We start from the raw sequence: 18221 nt of genomic DNA, 5'->3' as shown, positions 1-18221 counted from the left end.
CACCGCCCAGCGCACCGCCCTGGCCTTCCTGCTCGGCGTGGTGCAAGACCCCTCGGTGGCGCTGGCCCAGCGCATCGAAGCGGCCAAGGCGCTGCTGCAGGCCCACCCAGGCCACCCATAGCGCCCCGCGCAGGGCGGTTTAGACTTCGCCCTTTTTCCGCGCGCGCCCGCCCCTTGAGCAAGCACTTCCATCGCTCCCGCCTCGTCCGCCTGCTTGCCGACACCACCTTGCTGGAGGCCAACGCCTCCCGGCAGGACTTCGCCCAGCGGATGAGCCTGTGGCTGAACGCCGCCGACACGGTGCGCCTGCACGCCGTGCTGCAGCCCTTGCCACCGGCCGCGCCCAGCCGCGCCGGGGCCCTGCCGCGCCACGAGCTGGCCACCCGCCTGAGCGAGGCCCTGCGCGCCCTGGAAGCCCAGTTCACCCAGGCCATCGCCCACGACACCCTGGGCCTGCTGCAGGACCGCGAAGAACTCGCTTCGGGCTACGGCACGGCGCGCAAGCGCCACCTCGACCTGCAGCGCCAGATGGAGCTCAAGGCCACGCCCCTGCGCGCGCAGTTCCGCCAGGCCATGGCGCGCGTCTCGGCACCGATGCGCCACCTGGCCACCCTCGACGCCGTGATGGAACAGACCCTGGGCCCGCGCGAGCAGAAGCTGCTGGGCCTGGTGCCCGTCTTTCTGGAAAAGCGCTTTGAACAGCTGCGCCGCGCCAGCCAGAACCCTGCCGACGTGACACCCGCCGAGACGACACCCGCCGGCGTGGTGCCGGCCTGGCTGGCCGATTTCAGCCAGACCTGGCAGGCCGTGCTCGGCGCCGAACTCACACACCGTCTCCTGCCCCTGCAAGGGCTGGTGGACGCCATGAACTCAGAGGAAGAAACCACAACATGAACAGGCTCGTTTTCAACGCCGCCTTCACCCTGGGCCTGCTGGCCGTGGCCTGGGTGGCCTGGGGCTTTGTGGGCGGCGGCGCCCTGCCCCTGGCCATGACGGCCCTGATCGCCGGCGTCTACCTGCTGGGCGGGCTGGAGCTGCACCGCTTCCGCCAGGCCACCGCAGGCCTCGCCCAGGCCATGGCCGAACTGCCCGACACCCTGGACGAACTCGGCCCCTGGCTGGCCCGCGTGCCGGCCTCCCTGCGCCAGCCCGTGCGCCTGCGCATCGAAGGGCAGCGTGCCGGCCTGCCCGGCCCGGCGCTCACGCCCTACCTGATCGGCCTGCTGGTCATGCTGGGCATGCTGGGCACCTTCCTGGGCATGGTGCTGACCTTCAAGGGCGCGGTCTTCGCGCTCGAAGGCTCGACCGATCTGCAGGCCATCCGCGCCGCCCTGGCCGCGCCCATCAAGGGCCTGGGCCTGTCGTTTGGCACCTCGGTGGCCGGTGTGGCCGCCTCGGCCGTGCTCGGCCTGGTCTCGGCGCTCAGCCGCCGCGAACGCATGGCCGTGTCCCGCGAGCTGGATGCCCGCATCGCCACCAGCCTGCGCCCCTTCTCGCTGGCGCAGCAACGCCAGGCCACCTTCGAGGCCATCCAGGCCCAATCGCAGGCCCTGCCCGCCGTGGCCGAACGCCTGCAGGCCCTGATGGACGGCCTGGAGCGCCGCAGCCAGCAGCTCAATGAACAGCTGCTCGGCCAGCAGGCCCAGTTCCACCGCGACGCCGCCACCGTCTACACCGACCTGGCCCAGAACGTGGGCCGCGCCCTGAGCGACAGCCTGCGCGCCAGCACCCAGGCCGCCAGCGAAAGCCTGACCCCGGTGGTGCGCAACGCGATGGAAGCCATCTCGGCCGAATCGGCCCTGGCCCACCAGCGCCTGAGCGACAGCACCCGCGGCCAGCTCGACGAGGTGGCCCGCCGCTTTGGCGACACCGCCGCGCAATTGGGCACCGGCTGGACCCAGGCCCAGCAGGCCCAGGCCCAGACCAACGCCCAACTGGTGGACGGCCTGGCCCGCCACCTCAACGGCTTCAGCGAGGCCTTTGCCCAGCGCAGCCACAGCCTGCTCGACACCGTGGGCCAGAGCCTGGCCCAGACCCGCGCCGACCAGGCCGCGGCCGACGCCGAACGCCTGGCCGCCTGGACCCGCCAACTCGACGCCCAGGCCGAGGCCCTGCGCCAGGCCTGGCAGCAGGCCGGCGCCCAGAACCTGGCGCAGCAAGAGGCCGTGTGCGCCGACATCGCGCAGGCCGCCCGCCAGATCACCGAACGCAGCAGCGAGGACACCCGCCAGGTGCTCGAGCAGATGCGCGCCCTGCTGCAACAGGCCGACGCGCTGGTGGCCGCCCGCAGCGAGGCCGAAGCCCGCTGGCAGGCCGATCAGCGCCAGCGCATGGACGCCCATATCCACACCCTGCAGCAGTCCCTGGCCGAGAACCAGGCCACCCAGGCCGCGGCCGACCAGCAGCGCCTCAGCGCCTGGTCGAGCCAGCTTGAAACCCTGGGCGCCACCCTGCACCGTGAGTGGCAGCAATCGAGCACGCAGACGCTGGAGCAGCAGCGCGCCGTCTGCCTCGCCCTGGAGCAGACCGCCGCCGAGATCACCGAGCGCGTCAGCGCCCAGGCCACGCGCCAGCTCGACGACATCACCCGCCTGCTCGACCAGTCCGAAGGGCTGGTGCGCTCGCGCCTGGAATCCGAAAGCCGCTGGGTGGCCGAACAAGGCGCCCGCATGGACCAGCTCGCTGGCGTCTGGCGCAGCGAACTGGCCGCCTTGCGCCAGGAAGAAGCCGGCCGGGGCGAGGCCGCCGTGGCCCGCCTCGCCAGCCTGCAAACCACCCTCACCGGCCACCTCGACACCCTGCACCAGACCCTGGCCCGCACCCAGACTGCCCAGGCCGAGGGCGACCAGGCCCGCCTGCAAGCCTGGCAGGCCAAGCTCGATGCCATGGCATCGGCCCTGCAGGCCGAATGGGCCCGCGTGGGCTCGCAGACCCTGAGCCAGCAGGAGGCCGTCTGCCTCGCGCTGGAAAAGACCGCCAGCGAGATCACCACCCGCGTCAGCGCCCAGGCCAGCGCCCAGCTCGACGGCATCGCCACGCTGCTGAACCAGTCGGAAACGCTGGTGCGATCGCGCCTCGAATCGGAAAGCCAGTGGGTGGCGCAGCAAGGCCAGCGCATGGACCAGCTGGCCGGTGTCTGGCGCCAGGAACTGGCCGCCCTGCGTGCGGACGAAGCCCAGCGCGGCGAGACCGCCGTGGCCCGCCTGGGTGAACTGCAGGCCGCCCTGGCGACGCAGCTCGCCACCCTGGGCAGCGCCCTCGAAGCGCCCATGACCCGCCTGATGCAGACCGCCGCCGACGTGCCCCAGGCCGCCGCCGCGGTGCTCACCGAACTGCGCCAGGAAACGGCCCGCCTGGGCGAGCGCGACCAGCAGACCCTGGCCGAACGCCAGGCCCTGATGGCGCAACTGCACACGCTGCTGCAGGCCGTGCAGGAAGGCACTGGCGCGCAACAGGCCGCCATCGCGCAGCTGAGCCAGGCCGCCCGCCACATGCTGGACGAGGCCGCCGCCCGCCACGCCGACACCCTGTCCGACCAGGCCCGCCAGGCCAGCGAGGCCACCGCCCTGGTGGCTGGCAGCGCGGTCGACCTGGCCAGCCTGGGCGAAGCCTTCCAGCAGGGCATGCAGGCCTTCCAGGGCGGCAACGAGCGCCTGGTCGAAAGCCTGCAGCGCATCGACAGCGCCATCCAGCAAAGCATCGCCCGCAGCGACGAGCAACTGGCCTACTACGTGGCCCAGGCCCGTGAGGTGATCGACCTCAGCATCAGCGCGCAGCAAGGCATCGTCGAAGACCTGCGCCTGCTGCGTGGCAACCTGCATGCGCAACAGGCCAGCGAAGGGGCCGCCGGATGAGCGCCTTCGATGACCACATGGAGAACGACGACGGCCTGGAACAGACCGCACCCGTCTGGGCCGCCTTCGGTGACCTGATGGCCGGCCTGCTTGGCGCCTTCGTGCTGATCCTGGTGGGGGTGCTGGTGGTGCAGATGGACCTGGTCAGCCACCTGCAGGCCGAGGTCAAGAAGCGCGAAGCCGCCGAGCGGCAGCGCATGGCGCTGGAAAAGGCCCTGGCCGTGCCCCTCAAGAGTGGCCGCGTGACCCTGGTCGAAGGCCGCATCGGCATCAGCGGCAGCGTGCTGTTCCCCTTCAACTCCGACGCCCTGCGCCCCGAAGGCCGCCAGCTGCTGCAAAGCCTGGTGCCGCCCCTCAAGGTCTACCTGGGCGAGCGCCAGGAAATGCTGATGGTGAGCGGCTTCACCGACGACAAGCCCATCCAGCAAAACGGCCAGCAGCGCTACACCGACAACCTCGAGCTCTCGGCCCAACGCGCCCTGACCGTGACCCGCGCCCTGATCGCCGAGGGCATGCCCACCGACCGCGTGTTCGCCGCGGCCTTTGGCGCCGAGCAGCCCGTGGCCAGCAACGCCAACGAAGACGGCCGCGCCCTCAACCGCCGCGTCGAGATGGCGCCCGTGCCCAAGGCCGCCCCACCGCGCCCGTGATGCCAGCCATGCACACCGCTGTGAGCGCTGAACTGGACGCCGCCCGCCAGACCCTGGCCGGCTGGCGCGAACAGGGCCACGCCCTGCTCGACCCCATGGGCTGGGCGCACATCGAGGCCCTGCTCAAGCGCCTGCCCTCGCAGCCCCCGGCCGTGCAGGCCGTGCTGCGGCCGCGCCTCGCCCTGGCCATGCAGCGGCACGCCGCGCGCGTCGCCCAGGCCCGGGAAGCAGGCGCCAGCCGCGTGCAGGCCGCCCTGCAGCAACAACCCGAGCTGGCCCGCGAAGCCCGCCGCCTGCAGGCCGCGGCCGATCACACCGGCCTGCACCGCCTGGCCCTGCGCGCCGAGCTGATGCCCCGCCCCTGCCTGCCCCTGCAGGCCCTGAACCAGCACATCCAGCAGGCCCTGCGCCAGGCCTCGGAAGGGGGCCTGCCCATGGCAGCTCCGGCCGCGGGCGAACGCGCCGAGATGAAGAGCCTGCAGCGCTTCCGGGACACCTGGGTGCGCATCTCGGCCGAAGACGAGATCGACAAGGCCATTGGCCGCGCCCCCGACAACGCCGGGCCGCTGAACTCGCACATGCTGGTGCTGCGCTCGCTGGAGCTGATGCGCGGCCTCTCGCCGGCCTACCTGCAGCGCTTCATGTCGCAGCTCGACGCCCTGCTCTGGCTGGACCAGGTCAACCAGAAACCCACGGCCCCCAGCGCCAAGGCCGGCCGAGGCGGCAAGGCCAAGGGCTGAGCCGAGGGCGCCCCGTCACCCCAGGACGGCGGGGTAATCGCCCAGCCCATCGGGCCAGGATGTCAGCACCTCGACACCGGTTTCGGTCACAGCGACCATGTGCTCCCACTGGGCCGAGAGCGAGCGGTCCTTGGTGACCACCGTCCAGCCATCGGCCAGCTCCTTGGTCTCGGGCCGGCCCGCGTTGACCATGGGCTCGATGGTGAAGACCATGCCCGGCACCAGCTTCAGGCCCTGGCCGGGGCGGCCGTAATGCAGCACCTGGGGCTCGTCGTGGTAGATCTGGCCGATGCCGTGTCCGCAGTACTCGCGCACCACGCTGAAGCCCTCGCGCAGGGCCACGCTCTGGATGGCATGGCCCACGTCGCCCAGGGTCGCGCCTGGCTTGACCTTGCGGATGCCGGCGCACATGGCCTCGTAGGTCGTGCGCACCAGGCGCTTGGCCAGGATGCTGGGCTGGCCCACGAAGTACATGCGGCTGGTGTCACCGAACCAGCCATCCTTGATGAGGGCCACGTCGATGTTGACGATGTCGCCTTCCTTCAGCTTCTTGTCGGACGGGATGCCATGGCAGATCACGTGGTTGACCGAGGCGCAGATCGTCTTGGGGTAGCCGTGGTACCCGATGTTGGCCGGGATGGCCCCCAGCACATTGACGATGTGGTCGTGGCAGAGCTGGTCCAGCTCGTCGGTGCTGACACCGGCCTTGACGTGCGGGCCGATCATGCGCAGCACGTCGGCGGCCAGGCGCGCGGCCTCGCGCACCTTGACCATGTCTTCGGGCGACTTGAGGGTGACTTCTCCCTTGGCCATCACGCGCGCCTCGCCAGGAAACCGGCCTCGTTGCCAGCCAGGTTCAGCGCCTGGTTCACGGCCGCGCTGTGCAGGGCGTCGCCCCCGCCCTCCCCTGCGGCCTGGCCCTGCGCTTCCTTGAAGAGCAAGGACAGGATCTCGCCATAGGTGAGGCCGGGGTTGAGCTCGGCCAGCATGCCCACGCGCAGCCAGTGCTCGGCCTGGGCGTTGATGGAGCGGCTCAGGGCCTCGCTGCTGAGGCGCAGCTTTTCATGCGTGCGGTCGGAAATCTTCACAAGGCCCATGGCTCACCCACATACGAAACATATACGTTCCATATATTAACCGATGCCAGCTGGAGGCCCACGGGAGTCGCGGGCGCAGCGGGCATCTGTCGCGCATCGTCCAAAAAGCCGATGTCAAGTTGCCTTTGACAGAAACCGAAGAGCATTTGTCAAGCCGAGTAACCCCCTCCGATGCACATCAGGCCATGAAACCCTCCACGCTTCGTTTGTCGACCCAGCTGACCTGGGCCTTCGCCACGGTCATTGCCATCGCCCTCACGATCGGCGCCGTGGGCATGATGGAACTGACCCGGGTCAACCACGACACCGACGACATCGCCACCAACTGGCTGCCCAGCGTCGAGGCCCTGGGCAAGGTCGAGGCCTCGGCGGGCAAGATCCGCCGCATCGAACTGATGGAGCCGCTGGCACGCAATGCGGCCGAGTTGAAGGAGAACGAGCAGAAGCTGGCCGTGGCGTGGGACGAGCTGCGACGCGACGAGGCCATCTACGAAAAGCTGATCAGCAGCGACGAAGAGCGCCAGCTGTTCGACGCCATGCGCCAGAGCCGCGACGCCTACCTGGCCGCCGAAAAACGCCTGCTGGCATTCGCCCACCAGGGCCAGACCGAGAAGGTGGTCGACATGCTGCGCAAGGACTCACGTGACGCCTTCAAGGCTTACGAGTCGGTGGTGCAAAAGGCCATCGCCACCAATGCCTCGGGGGCCTCGGCCGCCGCCAGCCACGCCGCCCACAGTTACGAGCAGGCCCGCGGCTGGGTCATCGGCCTGAGCCTGATCGGCGTGATCCTGGCCAGCGCGCTGGCCGTGGCCATCCTGCGCAACGTGAAGGGCCTGCTGGGAGGCGAGCCGGTCGAGGCCGTGCAGCTGGCCCGCCAGATCGCCCAGGGCAACCTGAGCACGCCGATCCAGGTCGGCCCGCGCGACCAGGACAGCCTCATGGCCGCGCTGCACGCCATGCAGCAGGGCCTGCGCCAGATGGTGAGCGTGGTGAGCGTGAGCAGCGATTCGGTGGCCGGGGCCAGCGCCCAGATCGCCGCGGGCAACGCCGACCTCAGCCAGCGCACCGAAGAACAGGCCGCCTCCCTGCAGGAAACCGCCGCCACCATGAACCAGCTGGGCAGCACCGTGCAGCAGACGGCCGAACACGCCCGCCAGGCCTCCAGCCTCGCCCGCGATGCCGGCACCGTGGCCCGAGACGGCAACCAGGTCTTCCAGCAGGTGGTGAGCACCATGCACGGCATCAGCGACAGCAGCCGCCGCATCAGCGAGATCATCAACGTGATCGACGGCATCGCCTTCCAGACCAACATCCTCGCGCTGAACGCGGCGGTGGAAGCCGCCCGCGCCGGTGAGCAGGGACGCGGCTTTGCGGTGGTCGCCACCGAGGTGCGCACCCTGGCGCAGCGCAGCGCCGGGGCCGCCCGCGAGATCAAGCAGCTCATCCTCGACAGCAGCGAGCGGGTCGACGCGGGCAACCAGCTGGTCGAGCAGGCCAGCCGCTCGGTCAACGAGATCGCCGCGGCCATCGGGCGGGTCACGCAGGTGGTCGACGAGATCACCCACGCCAATGCCGAGCAGGCCAGCGGCGTGCAGCTGGTGGGCGAGGCCCTGAACCAGATGGACCAGGTCACGCAGCGCAACGCGGCCCTGGTGGAAGAGGCCGCCGCCGCGGCCGAGAGCATGCGCCAGCAAAGCACGGCCATGGTCCAGGCCGTGAGCGCCTTCAAACTGGCCTGAAGGCCTGACAATCGCGCCTCACGCCAATTGCCACGAGGCCCGACATGAAAACCTACGACATCGAAATCCAGCGCCTGAAATCGGCCCGCCACAACAAGGGCCTGATCGAGATCGGCGCCGAGCTGCTGGTGCTGCCGCGTCCGGCCCGCGATGAAGGCACGCTGACCAGCTGCCTCTCGCTGCCGGTGGACGATGCCCGCACCCTGATGCTGCTGCTCAAGCAGCAGATCACCGAACTCGACAAGCTGCAGCCGCGCAGCCGCCGCTCGGGCCGCTGCTGAGTCAAGCGGGATTGCGGGGGATCGCTGCGGCGTCTCAGCCGCGCCCCGGCTTCAGCCGCCCAGGGCCAGGGCCTGCACACGGGCGCTGTCGAGCACCTGGATGCTCAGGCGGCCCTGGTTGGCGCGGATGATCTGCCCCACCAGCGCATCGCCCCAGGCATTGAGCGGGCTGGGCACGATGTCGGCTTCAGGGAACTCGGCCACGGCGTGCAGGTCGTCGACCAGCAGGCCAAAGGCGTGGTCGTTCACCTGCACGATCAGGATCTGGCGCTCGGTGTCCGGCACCGCGCTGGGCAGGGCCAGGGCCCGCGCCAGGTCGTAAACCCACACATAGGCGCTCTGCCCATCGGCCTGTCGCCGCACCATGCCGATCTGCAGGCTGGCCTGGCCCACGGCGGTGCGCCGCAGGTCGCTGGCGGGCACGGCCTCCAGCACATGGCGCGCGGCCAGGGCCATGACCTGGCCACCCACGATGAAGGTGGCGAACTCGCGGGTCGGGCCTTCGTCCTGACGGCGCTCGATCAGGGCGTCCTGGCGGGCGCCGGCCAGGTCGGCATCGCGCACCTCGCCAAAGAGGCGGATGACCACGGCCACGACCTCGTCGTCGTGCCCGTCGCTGCGCTTGAACTCGCGGTAGCCGGCCGAGGTGGACGCGGCCATCACCGCGTACTGGCCCCGGTAGACGCCCACATGGCTGCGGAAATCGCCGCGCGGCACCTGGCGCAGGGCCTCGGGCGGCGACCAGGGCTCGCCCACGGCCAGACGCGGGCAGGTGCTGGCCAGCACCTCGCCGCCGGGCGAGAGGAAGATCGCGTGGGTGTCGGCACGCTCACCGACCACGCCCTGCAGCATGGCCAGCAGCTCGGGCCCGCTGTCGAACACCAGGCCGATGCCTCCGAGCACGCGGCCCGGTTCGTCCGGGTGGCGGATGGCCGCGTGGTAGACCCAGGTGGGCGCGCCCTCGTAGAAGTCGTGCGGCGCAAAGGGCTCGACGTGGTAGCGCTGGGTGTCGCCCAGGGCCAGCACCTGCTTGAGCGTCTCGGGGGCGATGCGCGCACCGGGAGGCAAGGCCGCGCCGCTGCCGGCCACGATGGCGCCCTGGCGGTCGTAGACCACGATGCGGGTGTAGACCGTGTAGAGCCCGTTGATGTGCTGCAGCACCGCCTGCATGGCCTGCACGGCCGAGAGGACGCTGCCCCCGGCCGCATCGGTCTGGGCCAGGCCCGCGCGCAGCACGGGGTTCAGCGCCCACCAGCGGCAGTCGTCGGCGCGCTCGTAGAGGTTGCGGTCCAGCAGGTCGACCAGCAGGCGGGCGTTGAAGCCGGCCTCGGTCATGCTGGTGCCCAGCACGGTCTGGTAGAGCTCGTTGATGGCGTCGCGAAAGAGCTGTCGACTGCGGTGGCCCGTGTCGTTGATCTGGTCCAGCACGGTCTTGAGCTTGGACATGTCGCGGTCGCTGCCGGCCGTCATGACCTGGCCGTTCCACACGATGCGCTGGATGCGGTCGCTGGCCACCATGATGTCGTGCAACGGCGGGCAGAAGGTGTCGGCGTGCGAGAGCAGGCCCTGCAGCAGCTGCGGGTCGAGGCCACGGTCACCGCCCTGCTGGCCAAAGGCCACCTCCAGCGGGATCATGACCTGGCCCAGCCAGCCTTGCGGCCCCGGGTAGCCCTGGTAGCCGCTGGCCGCGCGGGTCGCGACCAGGTAGCGCCGGCCCTGGTGCACGAACGCGGTGGGCGTCTGCCCCAGGTTGGTGGGCACGGTGATGCCCAGCGGCATCCAGGCCTCGTCGGAGCTGGCGATGACGCGGTGGCTGGCGTCGAGCACCATCATCACGCTGCGGCCACTCGGGTCCCCGTGGGTCTGGAAGATGCCCGCCATCTCCTGGCTGAACTGGAAGCTCATGCACAGCAGGCCGCTTTCGCCACCCGGGCCGCGCATGCGCTGCGAGTAAAGCAGAGCCTGGCTGGCCTGCGGACGCAGGTCGCTGCGGCGGAAGGTCTCGACCCAGCCGCTGCCCGCCAGGGTCTGCGCCACCAGCGGGTCGCGGCTGAACTCGACGGGTGAGGTCGTGTCGGTCTGGGCCAGCACCATGCCCTGGGCGTCGAGCACCAGGATCTCGTCGTACACGGTGTACTTGCTGCGGTACTCGATCAGGCGGCGAAACACCGGACCGTTGTCGCGCACCGGGTCGGCCAGCAGCGCGCAGAGCACCGGGTCGGTCGCGAGAAAGCCGACGTCGGCGGTGCGCTCGTAGAGGTTGCGCACCACGATGTCGATCACGTAGGCGGCACGGGTCTGGATTTCACCCAGCGCGTTCTGCAGCTTCTCGTGCACCAGGCTGGCCACGAGGTCCTTCTCCATCTGCGCAAACTGGCTGCGGGTGGCGGCCATGGTCGGCAGGATGGCGCGGGCGTCCTGCGGGCAGTTCATGCGCGCCGAAGCCTCGATCAGGCCCCACATCAGGTTGAGCTCGCGCAGGGACGCTTCGCAGCGGGCCACATCGCGCATGCAGGAGAGGTAGTCGTCGTGGTTCGTGGCGCGGGCGAGGGGCTGCGTGGGAGGGGGCATGAGGGCATGACGGCGCAACGCCGTGGTGAGGTGGACTGTCATGGCCCGGACCCTGGCGCCCAAGAGGGGGCGTGCGCGCAAGGCCCGTACTGCTGCGCTCGACAGACACTGTGCAGTGTTGCGCTGCAGCAGTCCAGCCAAACCGTGATTTGAGCCACGAACCACAGGGCTTTTGTGCGTTTACGCCCGCCATAATCGTCGGCATGTGTGGTGCCGAACTCCAATCCCTGCCCGACGGCGTGCGCCGCGTGGCCACCCTGCTCCAGACCCTGGGGCACCCCCATCTGCCGGTGATGCTCGACGACGCCGCCCGCACCGCGCAGCAGGCTGCCGACGCCCTGGGCGTGGGCCTGGGCCAGATCGCCAAGAGCATCGTCTTCCAGCGCCTGCCCGATGCGGTGGCCGTGCTGGTCGTGGCCTCAGGCGACCGCCGGGTCGACGAGGCCAAGGTGCAGGCCCTGGTCTGCGGTGAAGGCCAGTCGCTGGGGCGTGCGCCCGCTTCGTTCGTGAAGGCCCGCACCGGCTTCACCATCGGAGGCGTCTCGCCCCTGGCCCATGCCGAAAAGCCATTGATGCTGATCGACGAAAGCCTGGGCCGTTTCGACGAGATCTGGGCCGCGGCCGGCCACCCGCACAGCGTCTTCCGCCTGACCCTGGCCGACCTCGCCGCCTGGACCCAGGCCCCCGTGACCGATGTGACCGCCGTGAACGAGGCCTGAGCCTCGCCGCGGGCCTCCTCCCCTTTTCTGCCGAAAGCCTCCCCATGATCGTGAAGACCCGCTACGTCGACCTGCAGCAAGACGACGTCACCACCCGCTGCTTCCTGGTCGAGCCCGTCACCAGCGCCCCCACGCCAGGCATCGTCTTCTATTCGGACATCTTCCAGTTGTCCGGCTCGATGCTGCGCGCCTGCGTGCGCCTGGCCGGCCATGGCTTCACGGTGCTGGCCCCCGAGATCTACAGCCGCACCGAGCCGCTGGGCAGCGTCATCCCCTTTGACGACGCCGGGCGCACCCGCGGCCTGGACAACGCCGCCCGCACGCCCGTGGCCCATTTCGATGCCGACGCTCGCGCCGCGCTCGCCTTCCTGGCGCAGCAGCCCGGGGTCGACCCCGCCCGCCTGGGCGCCGCCGGCTTCTGCCTGGGTGGCCACCTGGCCCTGCGCGCGGCCCTGCAGCCCGAGGTGAAGGCCACCACCTGCTTCTACGCCACTGGCGTGCACAACGGCCGGCTGGGCGCCGATGCCGACGCGGGCACCCTGCAGCGCCTGGGTGAGATCGGCGGCCAGCTGCTGCTCGTGTGGGGCGAGCAGGACCCCCACATCCCGCCCGAGGCCCGCGCCCTGATCGAAAGCAGCCTGGGCCAGGCCGGCGTGGCCTTCCAGCGCCGCAGCTACCAGGCCGAACACGCCTTCATGCGCGACGAAGGCCCCCGCCACGACCCCGAAGCCAGCGACCTGGCCTGGGCCGAGGCCATCGCCTTCTTCCGGAAGGCGCTGGGCTGAGACGCCGCTTTCGCGCGCCCGCCCCGGCCAGCCCGCAAGTCAATCGGGTGACTCAGCCGTTTTTTGGCGGATTGCGCGCGCGCCACATCCGGCAAGCTTTGTCGGGGTGAGAACGTGGCCATCGTGGCCCCTGTCACCGGAACACAAAGGATGCAGGCATGAAAGTGGCCACTCGGCTGATCGCGGGCTTTGGCACCGTGACGGGGATCGGCGTCATCGTGGCGGGGCTGGCCACCTGGCAGATGAAACAGCAGGCCGAAGAGCTGGAGGTCATCGCCAACAACCGCATGCTCAAGGTCGAGCAGTTCACCGCCCTGAAGGACACGCTTCTGAATGTGTCGGTCCTGACCCGCAACATCCTGCTGAGCAGCGACACGGATTATGAAGAGGGCCTGATCAAGCAGATCGGCGCCTCGAAGGCCCACGACGACCAGGTGCTGGCCGAGCTGGACAAGTCCGTCCACCTGCCCGAAGGGCGCGCCCTGCTCCAGCAACTCAACGACGCCCGCGCCGCCTTCAGCGTCAAGCTGTTCGAAGCCCTGGACCAGGACAAACAGGGCCTGACCGGCGTGGCCACGCACCTGATGCTCACGGAGGTGCAAGCCAAGCAGGACCTCATCTTCAAGGCCGTGGACGCCTCCCGCGACATGCAACGCCGGCTGGCCCACGAGGCAGCCAACCAGGCGATCACGACCGCAAGCCGTTTCGTCATCCTGCTGGGCAGCCTGACCCTGCTGATGCTGGCCACCGGTGGCGCCGCCACCTGGCTGCTGGTGCGCCGCCTGAACACCGCCCTGGGCGCCGAGCCCGAGGCCCTGGGCGAGGTGGCTCGCCGCGTGGCCGCAGGCGACCTCAGCCCGCTGCCAGACGCCCACCGCGCCCCCGCGGGCAGCGTGCTGGCCTCGCTGGGTGGCATGCAACACAGCCTGGCAGGCATCGTCAGCCAGGTGCGCCAGGGCAGCGACAGCATCGCCACCGGCTCCTCCCAGATCGCCACCGGCAACGCCGACCTGAGCCAGCGCACCGAGGCGCAGGCCAGCAACCTTCAGGAAACCGCGGCCTCGATGGAAGAACTCTCAGGCACGGTGCGCCACAACGCCGAGACCGCCGAAGAAGCCCGCCGCCTGGCCGACAGCGCCTCACAGGCCGCTGCGCGGGGCGGTGAACTGGTCGACGGGGTGGTCGGCGCCATGAACGAGATTTCCGCCTCCTCGCGCACCATCGCCGACATCATCGGCGTGATCGACGGCATCGCCTTCCAGACCAACATCCTGGCGCTCAATGCCGCGGTCGAAGCCGCCCGCGCGGGCGAGCAAGGCAAGGGCTTCGCGGTGGTGTCCAACGAGGTGCGCACCCTGGCCAGCCGATCCGCCGAGGCCGCCCGCGAGATCAAGGCCCTGATCGGCAACAGCGTCGACCGGGTCGAGGCCGGCTCACGCCAGGTGGACGAGGCCGGTGCGGCCATGCGCGAGATCGTGGCCCAGGTGCAGCGCGTGACCGCCATGATCGGCGCGATCTCGGTGGCCTCGGCCGAGCAGTCCACCGGCATCAACCAGGTCGGGCAGGCCGTGGCCCAGCTCGACCAGGTCACGCAACAGAACGCCGCCCTGGTGGAGCAAAGCGCCGCCGCCGCCGAAAGCCTGCGCACCCAGGCCGCCCGGCTGGCCGAGCTGGTGAGCGTCTTCAAGCTGGCGGAAGACGGCGTGCGCAGCCGGGCCTGAGCGCCGCGGGGCACCAGGCAGGCACGGTCCATGCTGGGGATGGGGGCTTGGCGCCTGCGCCATGATTCAGCCCCTTTTCACCGCTCCCAACCGGACCTCCCGACATGATCACCAAGCCCGCCCTCACCCAAGCCGACGCCGTCCGCATCCTCCAGGCCGCCGAGGCCGAAGCCCTGCGCAACAGCTGGGCTGTCTCGATCGCCGTGTGCGACGACGGCGGCCACCTGATGGCCTTCCTGCGCCTCGATGGCGCCAACCTCGCCTCGCCCCACATCTCGCAGGCCAAGGCCCACACGGCCGCGGTCATGAAGCGCGAAACCAAGGGCTTGGAAGACATGATCAACGGCGGCCGCACGGCCTTCCTGTCGGCCCCGAAGCTCGAAGGCATGCTCGAAGGGGGCGTGCCCATCCTGGTCGAAGGCCACTGTGTGGGCGCGGTGGGCGTGAGCGGCGTGAAATCGCCGGAAGACGCCCAGATTGCCAAGGCCGGCATCGCGGCCCTGTAACATCGCGGCCCCGCGTTCGCCTGCGTCCAGGCGCAGCGGTCGACAAGGTCAGACATGGATTTCACACGCCTGCGGGCCGAGGGGCTGGCCGGGCTCACCACCGCCTTTGCGCTGGTGCCCGAGTGCATCGCCTTCGCCCTGGTGGCCCAGCTCCACCCGCTGATGGGCCTGTATGGCGCCTTCTTCCTCTGCACCCTCACCGCGCTCTTGGGTGGCCGCCCCGGCATGATTTCGGGGGCAGCGGGCTCGATGGCCGTGGTCATCGTGGCCCTGGTCGTGCAGCACGGCCCCGCCTACCTGCTGGCCACCGTGCTCTTGTCGGGCCTGATCATGGCCGCCTTCGGCCTGCTGAAGCTGGGCAAGCTGGTGCGCATGGTGCCGCACCCGGTGATGCTGGGCTTCGTCAATGGCCTGGCCATCGTCATCGCCCTGGCCCAGCTGGAACACTTTCAACACGGCGGCCACTGGCTCAGTGGCCCCGCCCTGGGGTGGATGGCGGGCCTGGTCGCGCTCACCATGGCCATCGTCTACCTCGTGCCGCACCTGACGCGTGCCGTGCCCCCTGCCCTCGTGGCCATCGGCGGCGTCGGCCTGCTGGTCGCTGGCCTGGACCTGCCCACCCGCACCCTGGGCGACATGGCCCACATTGCCGGCGGCCTGCCCACCTTCCAGTGGCCCGCCGTGCCCTGGACCTTCGAGACCCTGCGCACCATCGCGCCCTACGCGGGGTTGATGGCCATGGTGGGCCTGCTCGAAACCCTGCTCACGCTCAACCTCACCGACGAGGTCACCGAAAGCCAGGGCCACCCCGACCGCGAGTGCCTGGCCCTGGGCCTGGCCAACATCGCCTCGGGACTGTTTGGCGGCATGGGCGGCTGCGCCATGATAGGCCAGACCGTGATCAACCTCAGCTCAGGAGGACGGGGGCGACTCTCGGGCGTGGTGGCCGGGGTGATGGTGCTGCTCTTTGTCGTGCTGCTCTCTCCCCTGATCGAGCGCATCCCCCTGGCCGCGCTGGTGGGTGTGATGTTGGTGGTAGCCCAGCAGACCTTTGCCTGGGCCTCGCTGCGGGTGATCAACAAGGTGCCACTGAACGATGTGCTGATGATCGGGGTGGTGACCGCCATCACCGTGGCCACCGACCTGGCCACCGCCGTGCTGTGCGGCATCGTGCTGGCGGCACTGAACTTCGCCTGGCAACACGCCCGCTCGCTGTACGCCGACACCCACACCGAAGCCGATGGCCACAAGGTCTACCGCGTGCACGGTACCCTGTTCTTCGCCTCGGTCACGGCCTTCCTGCAATGCTTCACCCCGGCCGAGGACCCCGATGAGGTCACGCTGGACTGCGCCCACCTGCAGTTTGTCGACCACTCCGCCATCGCCGCCCTCATGACGCTGCGGGAGCGCTACGCCAAGGCGGGCAAACACCTGCGGGTGGTGCACCTGTCGGCGCGCTGCAGGCAGTTGCTCAAGCGCGCTGGGGTGCCTCGCTGACCAGGCTGTCCACCAAAGCCGCCGCAAACGGCGACAGCGCCTCACGGCGCCGGATGCAGACCTGCAGGTCGCGCCGGGCCCAGCTTTCGTCCAGCGCCACCACCGCCATGCCCGCATCCATGAAGGCCTGCGACACCGCGCTGCGCGGCACCAGCCCCAATCCCACGCCCGCACTGACCATGCGGCACACCGCCTCGAAGCTGCGCACCTGGATGCGCACCTCCAGATGCTGCCCCAAGGCCGCGGCGGCATTCATCGTGAAGGTGTGGATGGCCGAGCCCGCGTGCAGCATCACGAAGGGCTCTTGCAGCACCGACTGAAACGCCACGCGGCGACGCCGTGCCAGGCGATGCCCGGGCGGGGCGATCAGCACCAGGGTGTCGGCGCGGTAAGGCAGCAGCTGCACGTCGGCGCCCTCCACCCGGTCTGCCACCACGCCCACTTCCACCTCGCCCCGGGCCACGGCCAGCACCACCTCGGGGCTGGTGTGTTCGGCCAGCGTGATGCTCACCTGGGGATGCTGCCTCAGGAAAGCGGCCAGGCTGTCGGGCAGGAAGGTGTGGGTGGCATGCGTGTTGGCCCACAGGCTGACATGACCGCGCACGCCTCGGGCAAAGGGCGTGAGGTCGGCATGCATCTGCTCCAGCTGCGCGAACACCTGGCGGGCATGGCGCAGCAGCGCCTCGCCGGCCTGGGTGAGGCGCACCCCGCGTGCCTCGCGGACCAGCAGGCTGGCGCCGATGGCGTCCTCCAGCAGGCGCACCCGGTGACTGGCCGATGAAGCCGCCAGGTGCACACGCTCGGCACCCCGCGTGAGGTTGCCGACTTCGGCGATGGCGACAAAGAGCCTGAGGTCCACCAGGTCGTAACGCATGGGCACCGTTCGTTTCAGACGAACGCAATCTTGCGGAAAGGCCAATTTTAAAGGGGAATTGGGTGCCGTAGCATTCGTCCTCTCAGAACAAGCAAGGACACCCTCATGCCGTGGCAGCGCTGGTCAGACGAACGTGCAGGCATCGCACTGGCCGTGCTGGCCGCCTTCGGCTTCTCCTTCAAGGCGATCCTGGTGAAGCTGGCCTATGCCGTGGCGCCCATTGACGCGGTCACGCTGCTCACGCTGCGCATGGGCTTTGCCCTGCCCATGGTGCTGTGGGTCACGCTGGTGATGCACCGCCAGGCGCCACCGCTGAAGCGGCAGGACTGGGGCCTGCTCGCCTTGCTCGGCCTGCTGGGCTACTACGGCGCCAGCATCCTCGACTTCATGGGCCTGCAGTTCATCTCTTCGGGCCTCGAGCGCCTGATCCTCTTCACCTACCCCACCATCACGGTCCTGCTGGGTGTCTTCCTGCTGGGCCAGACACTCCAGCGGCGGCAGGTTCAGGCCCTGGTCCTCTCCTATGTGGGCATCGGCCTGGCCTTTGCGCACGACCTGGGTGTGGCGGGCAACACCACGGCGGTGGTGTTCGGCTCCGCCCTGGTGCTGGGCTCGGCGGTGTCTTATGCGCTCTACAGCGCGGGTTCGGAGGTCGCTGTCAAACGGCTGGGCTCGCTGCGCTTCAGCGCGCTGGCCATCTCGGTATCGGCCATGGCCTCGCTGGTGCACTTCGCCGTGAGCCATCCGCTCAGCACATTGCAGCAACCGCCTCGCATCTACGCCTATGGTGCGGCCATGGCCCTGTTCTCCACCGTGTTGCCCGTGTTCTGGCAATCGTCGGCGGTGCGCCGCATCGGCTCGGCCCGTGCCGCCCTGATCGGCACCCTGGGCCCGATGCTGACGCTCTTCTTCGGCTGGGCCCTGCTGGCCGAACCCATTTCGGCACCGCAACTGGCGGGAGCGGCCCTGGTGCTGTGCGGGGTCTGGCAAGTGAGCCGCCCCACCGCTGCCCCCAAGCCCTCGCCGGCTTTGGCGGCGGACGTGGGAGAGCGCTCCGGCACGCACCACCCACTCAGGTCTTGAGCTTCTCCCGCGCCGCCATGCGCTCATGCAGCGTCTGCGGTGCGGGCTTCAGGGCGATGCGGTGCACCGTCCAGCCCAGCTGGCGTCGGGGGCTGAGCGCCCGC

Annotated in this window: 17 protein-coding genes; 12 read left to right on the top strand and 5 right to left on the bottom strand. The window is 70.0% G+C overall.

The genetic code is table 11. The features are described from left to right. Positions 1-174: 174 nt before the first annotated feature. Genes QZ994_RS12440 through QZ994_RS12425 form a run of 4 tightly spaced genes read left to right on the top strand, consistent with a single transcriptional unit; the run spans position 175 to position 5244 of the window. A complete protein-coding gene (locus QZ994_RS12440) occupies positions 175-894 on the top strand; it encodes a DUF3348 family protein (RefSeq protein WP_290871831.1) in 720 nt (239 codons plus the stop codon). Then, positions 891-3854, top strand: coding sequence for a DUF802 domain-containing protein (locus QZ994_RS12435; protein WP_290871830.1), 2964 nt, complete (start codon positions 891-893; stop codon positions 3852-3854). The genes QZ994_RS12440 and QZ994_RS12435 overlap by 4 nt, the downstream gene beginning before the upstream one ends. Further along, positions 3851-4504, top strand: a complete 654-nt coding sequence (locus tag QZ994_RS12430) for an OmpA family protein (RefSeq protein WP_290871828.1) — start codon at positions 3851-3853, stop codon at positions 4502-4504. Before QZ994_RS12435 ends, QZ994_RS12430 begins: the two co-directional genes overlap by 4 nt. Then, complete coding sequence (locus QZ994_RS12425; RefSeq protein WP_290871826.1) at positions 4504-5244, top strand: DUF2894 domain-containing protein; 741 nt, start codon at positions 4504-4506, stop codon at positions 5242-5244. Before QZ994_RS12430 ends, QZ994_RS12425 begins: the two co-directional genes overlap by 1 nt. A 15-nt stretch (positions 5245-5259) precedes the next feature. On the opposite strand, the gene map is transcribed toward QZ994_RS12425, so the two are convergent. After that, a complete protein-coding gene (map, locus tag QZ994_RS12420; protein WP_290871824.1) occupies positions 5260-6057 on the bottom strand; it encodes a type I methionyl aminopeptidase in 798 nt (265 codons plus the stop codon). After that, entirely contained in the window at positions 6057-6341 is a 285-nt protein-coding gene (locus tag QZ994_RS12415; protein ID WP_290871823.1) for a ParD-like family protein, read from the bottom strand. Before QZ994_RS12415 ends, map begins: the two co-directional genes overlap by 1 nt. A 185-nt stretch (positions 6342-6526) precedes the next feature. Here QZ994_RS12415 and QZ994_RS12410 point away from each other — a divergent pair, with 185 nt between their 5' ends. Both QZ994_RS12410 and QZ994_RS12405 read left to right on the top strand, forming a co-directional pair. Further along, complete coding sequence (locus QZ994_RS12410; protein ID WP_290871821.1) at positions 6527-8080, top strand: methyl-accepting chemotaxis protein; 1554 nt, start codon at positions 6527-6529, stop codon at positions 8078-8080. A gap of 44 nt (positions 8081-8124) precedes the next feature. Next, positions 8125-8361 carry a hypothetical protein gene (locus tag QZ994_RS12405; protein WP_290871820.1) on the top strand — a complete coding sequence of 79 codons (237 nt, stop codon included), beginning with the start codon at positions 8125-8127 and terminating at the stop codon, positions 8359-8361. 51 nt (positions 8362-8412) lie between these two features. On the opposite strand, the gene QZ994_RS12400 is transcribed toward QZ994_RS12405, so the two are convergent. Then, positions 8413-10974 (bottom strand): chemotaxis protein CheW, encoded by a 2562-nt coding sequence (locus QZ994_RS12400; RefSeq protein ID WP_290871818.1) that lies wholly within the window; start codon positions 10972-10974, stop codon positions 8413-8415. 161 nt (positions 10975-11135) lie between these two features. Here QZ994_RS12400 and QZ994_RS12395 point away from each other — a divergent pair, with 161 nt between their 5' ends. The 5 genes from QZ994_RS12395 to QZ994_RS12375 all read left to right on the top strand — a co-directional run bounded on the left by QZ994_RS12395 (position 11136) and on the right by QZ994_RS12375 (position 16160). Next, a complete protein-coding gene (locus tag QZ994_RS12395; protein WP_290871816.1) occupies positions 11136-11651 on the top strand; it encodes a YbaK/EbsC family protein in 516 nt (171 codons plus the stop codon). A gap of 44 nt (positions 11652-11695) precedes the next feature. Next, positions 11696-12436 carry a dienelactone hydrolase family protein gene (locus tag QZ994_RS12390; protein WP_290871814.1) on the top strand — a complete coding sequence of 247 codons (741 nt, stop codon included), beginning with the start codon at positions 11696-11698 and terminating at the stop codon, positions 12434-12436. A 158-nt stretch (positions 12437-12594) separates the two neighbouring features. Continuing rightward, entirely contained in the window at positions 12595-14157 is a 1563-nt protein-coding gene (locus tag QZ994_RS12385; protein WP_290871812.1) for a methyl-accepting chemotaxis protein, read from the top strand. A 104-nt stretch (positions 14158-14261) separates the two neighbouring features. Further along, positions 14262-14663: a heme-binding protein gene (locus QZ994_RS12380; protein WP_290871810.1), complete on the top strand. Its 402-nt coding sequence runs from the start codon at positions 14262-14264 to the stop codon at positions 14661-14663. Positions 14664-14717: 54 nt separating this feature from the next. Then, positions 14718-16160, top strand: coding sequence for a SulP family inorganic anion transporter (locus QZ994_RS12375; protein WP_290871808.1), 1443 nt, complete (start codon positions 14718-14720; stop codon positions 16158-16160). Here the strand turns inward: QZ994_RS12375 and QZ994_RS12370 are convergent. Then, complete coding sequence (locus tag QZ994_RS12370; RefSeq protein ID WP_290871807.1) at positions 16135-17034, bottom strand: LysR family transcriptional regulator; 900 nt, start codon at positions 17032-17034, stop codon at positions 16135-16137. The two genes, QZ994_RS12375 and QZ994_RS12370, sit on opposite strands and share 26 nt — an antisense overlap. A 105-nt stretch (positions 17035-17139) precedes the next feature. Between QZ994_RS12370 and QZ994_RS12365 the strand changes: the two genes are divergently transcribed. Continuing rightward, positions 17140-18117, top strand: coding sequence for a DMT family transporter (locus tag QZ994_RS12365; RefSeq protein ID WP_290871805.1), 978 nt, complete (start codon positions 17140-17142; stop codon positions 18115-18117). On the opposite strand, the gene QZ994_RS20035 is transcribed toward QZ994_RS12365, so the two are convergent. Next, the coding region (locus QZ994_RS20035; protein ID WP_367172304.1) for a lactate utilisation protein LutB domain-containing protein at positions 18107-18221 on the bottom strand (115 nt) is incomplete at its 5' end. The genes QZ994_RS12365 and QZ994_RS20035 overlap by 11 nt on opposite strands.

The organism is Aquabacterium sp., from assembly GCF_021768455.1.
In the GTDB taxonomy this organism is placed as follows: domain Bacteria; phylum Pseudomonadota; class Gammaproteobacteria; order Burkholderiales; family Burkholderiaceae_C; genus Aquabacterium.
This window is presented reverse-complemented; position numbering and strand designations above follow the sequence as displayed.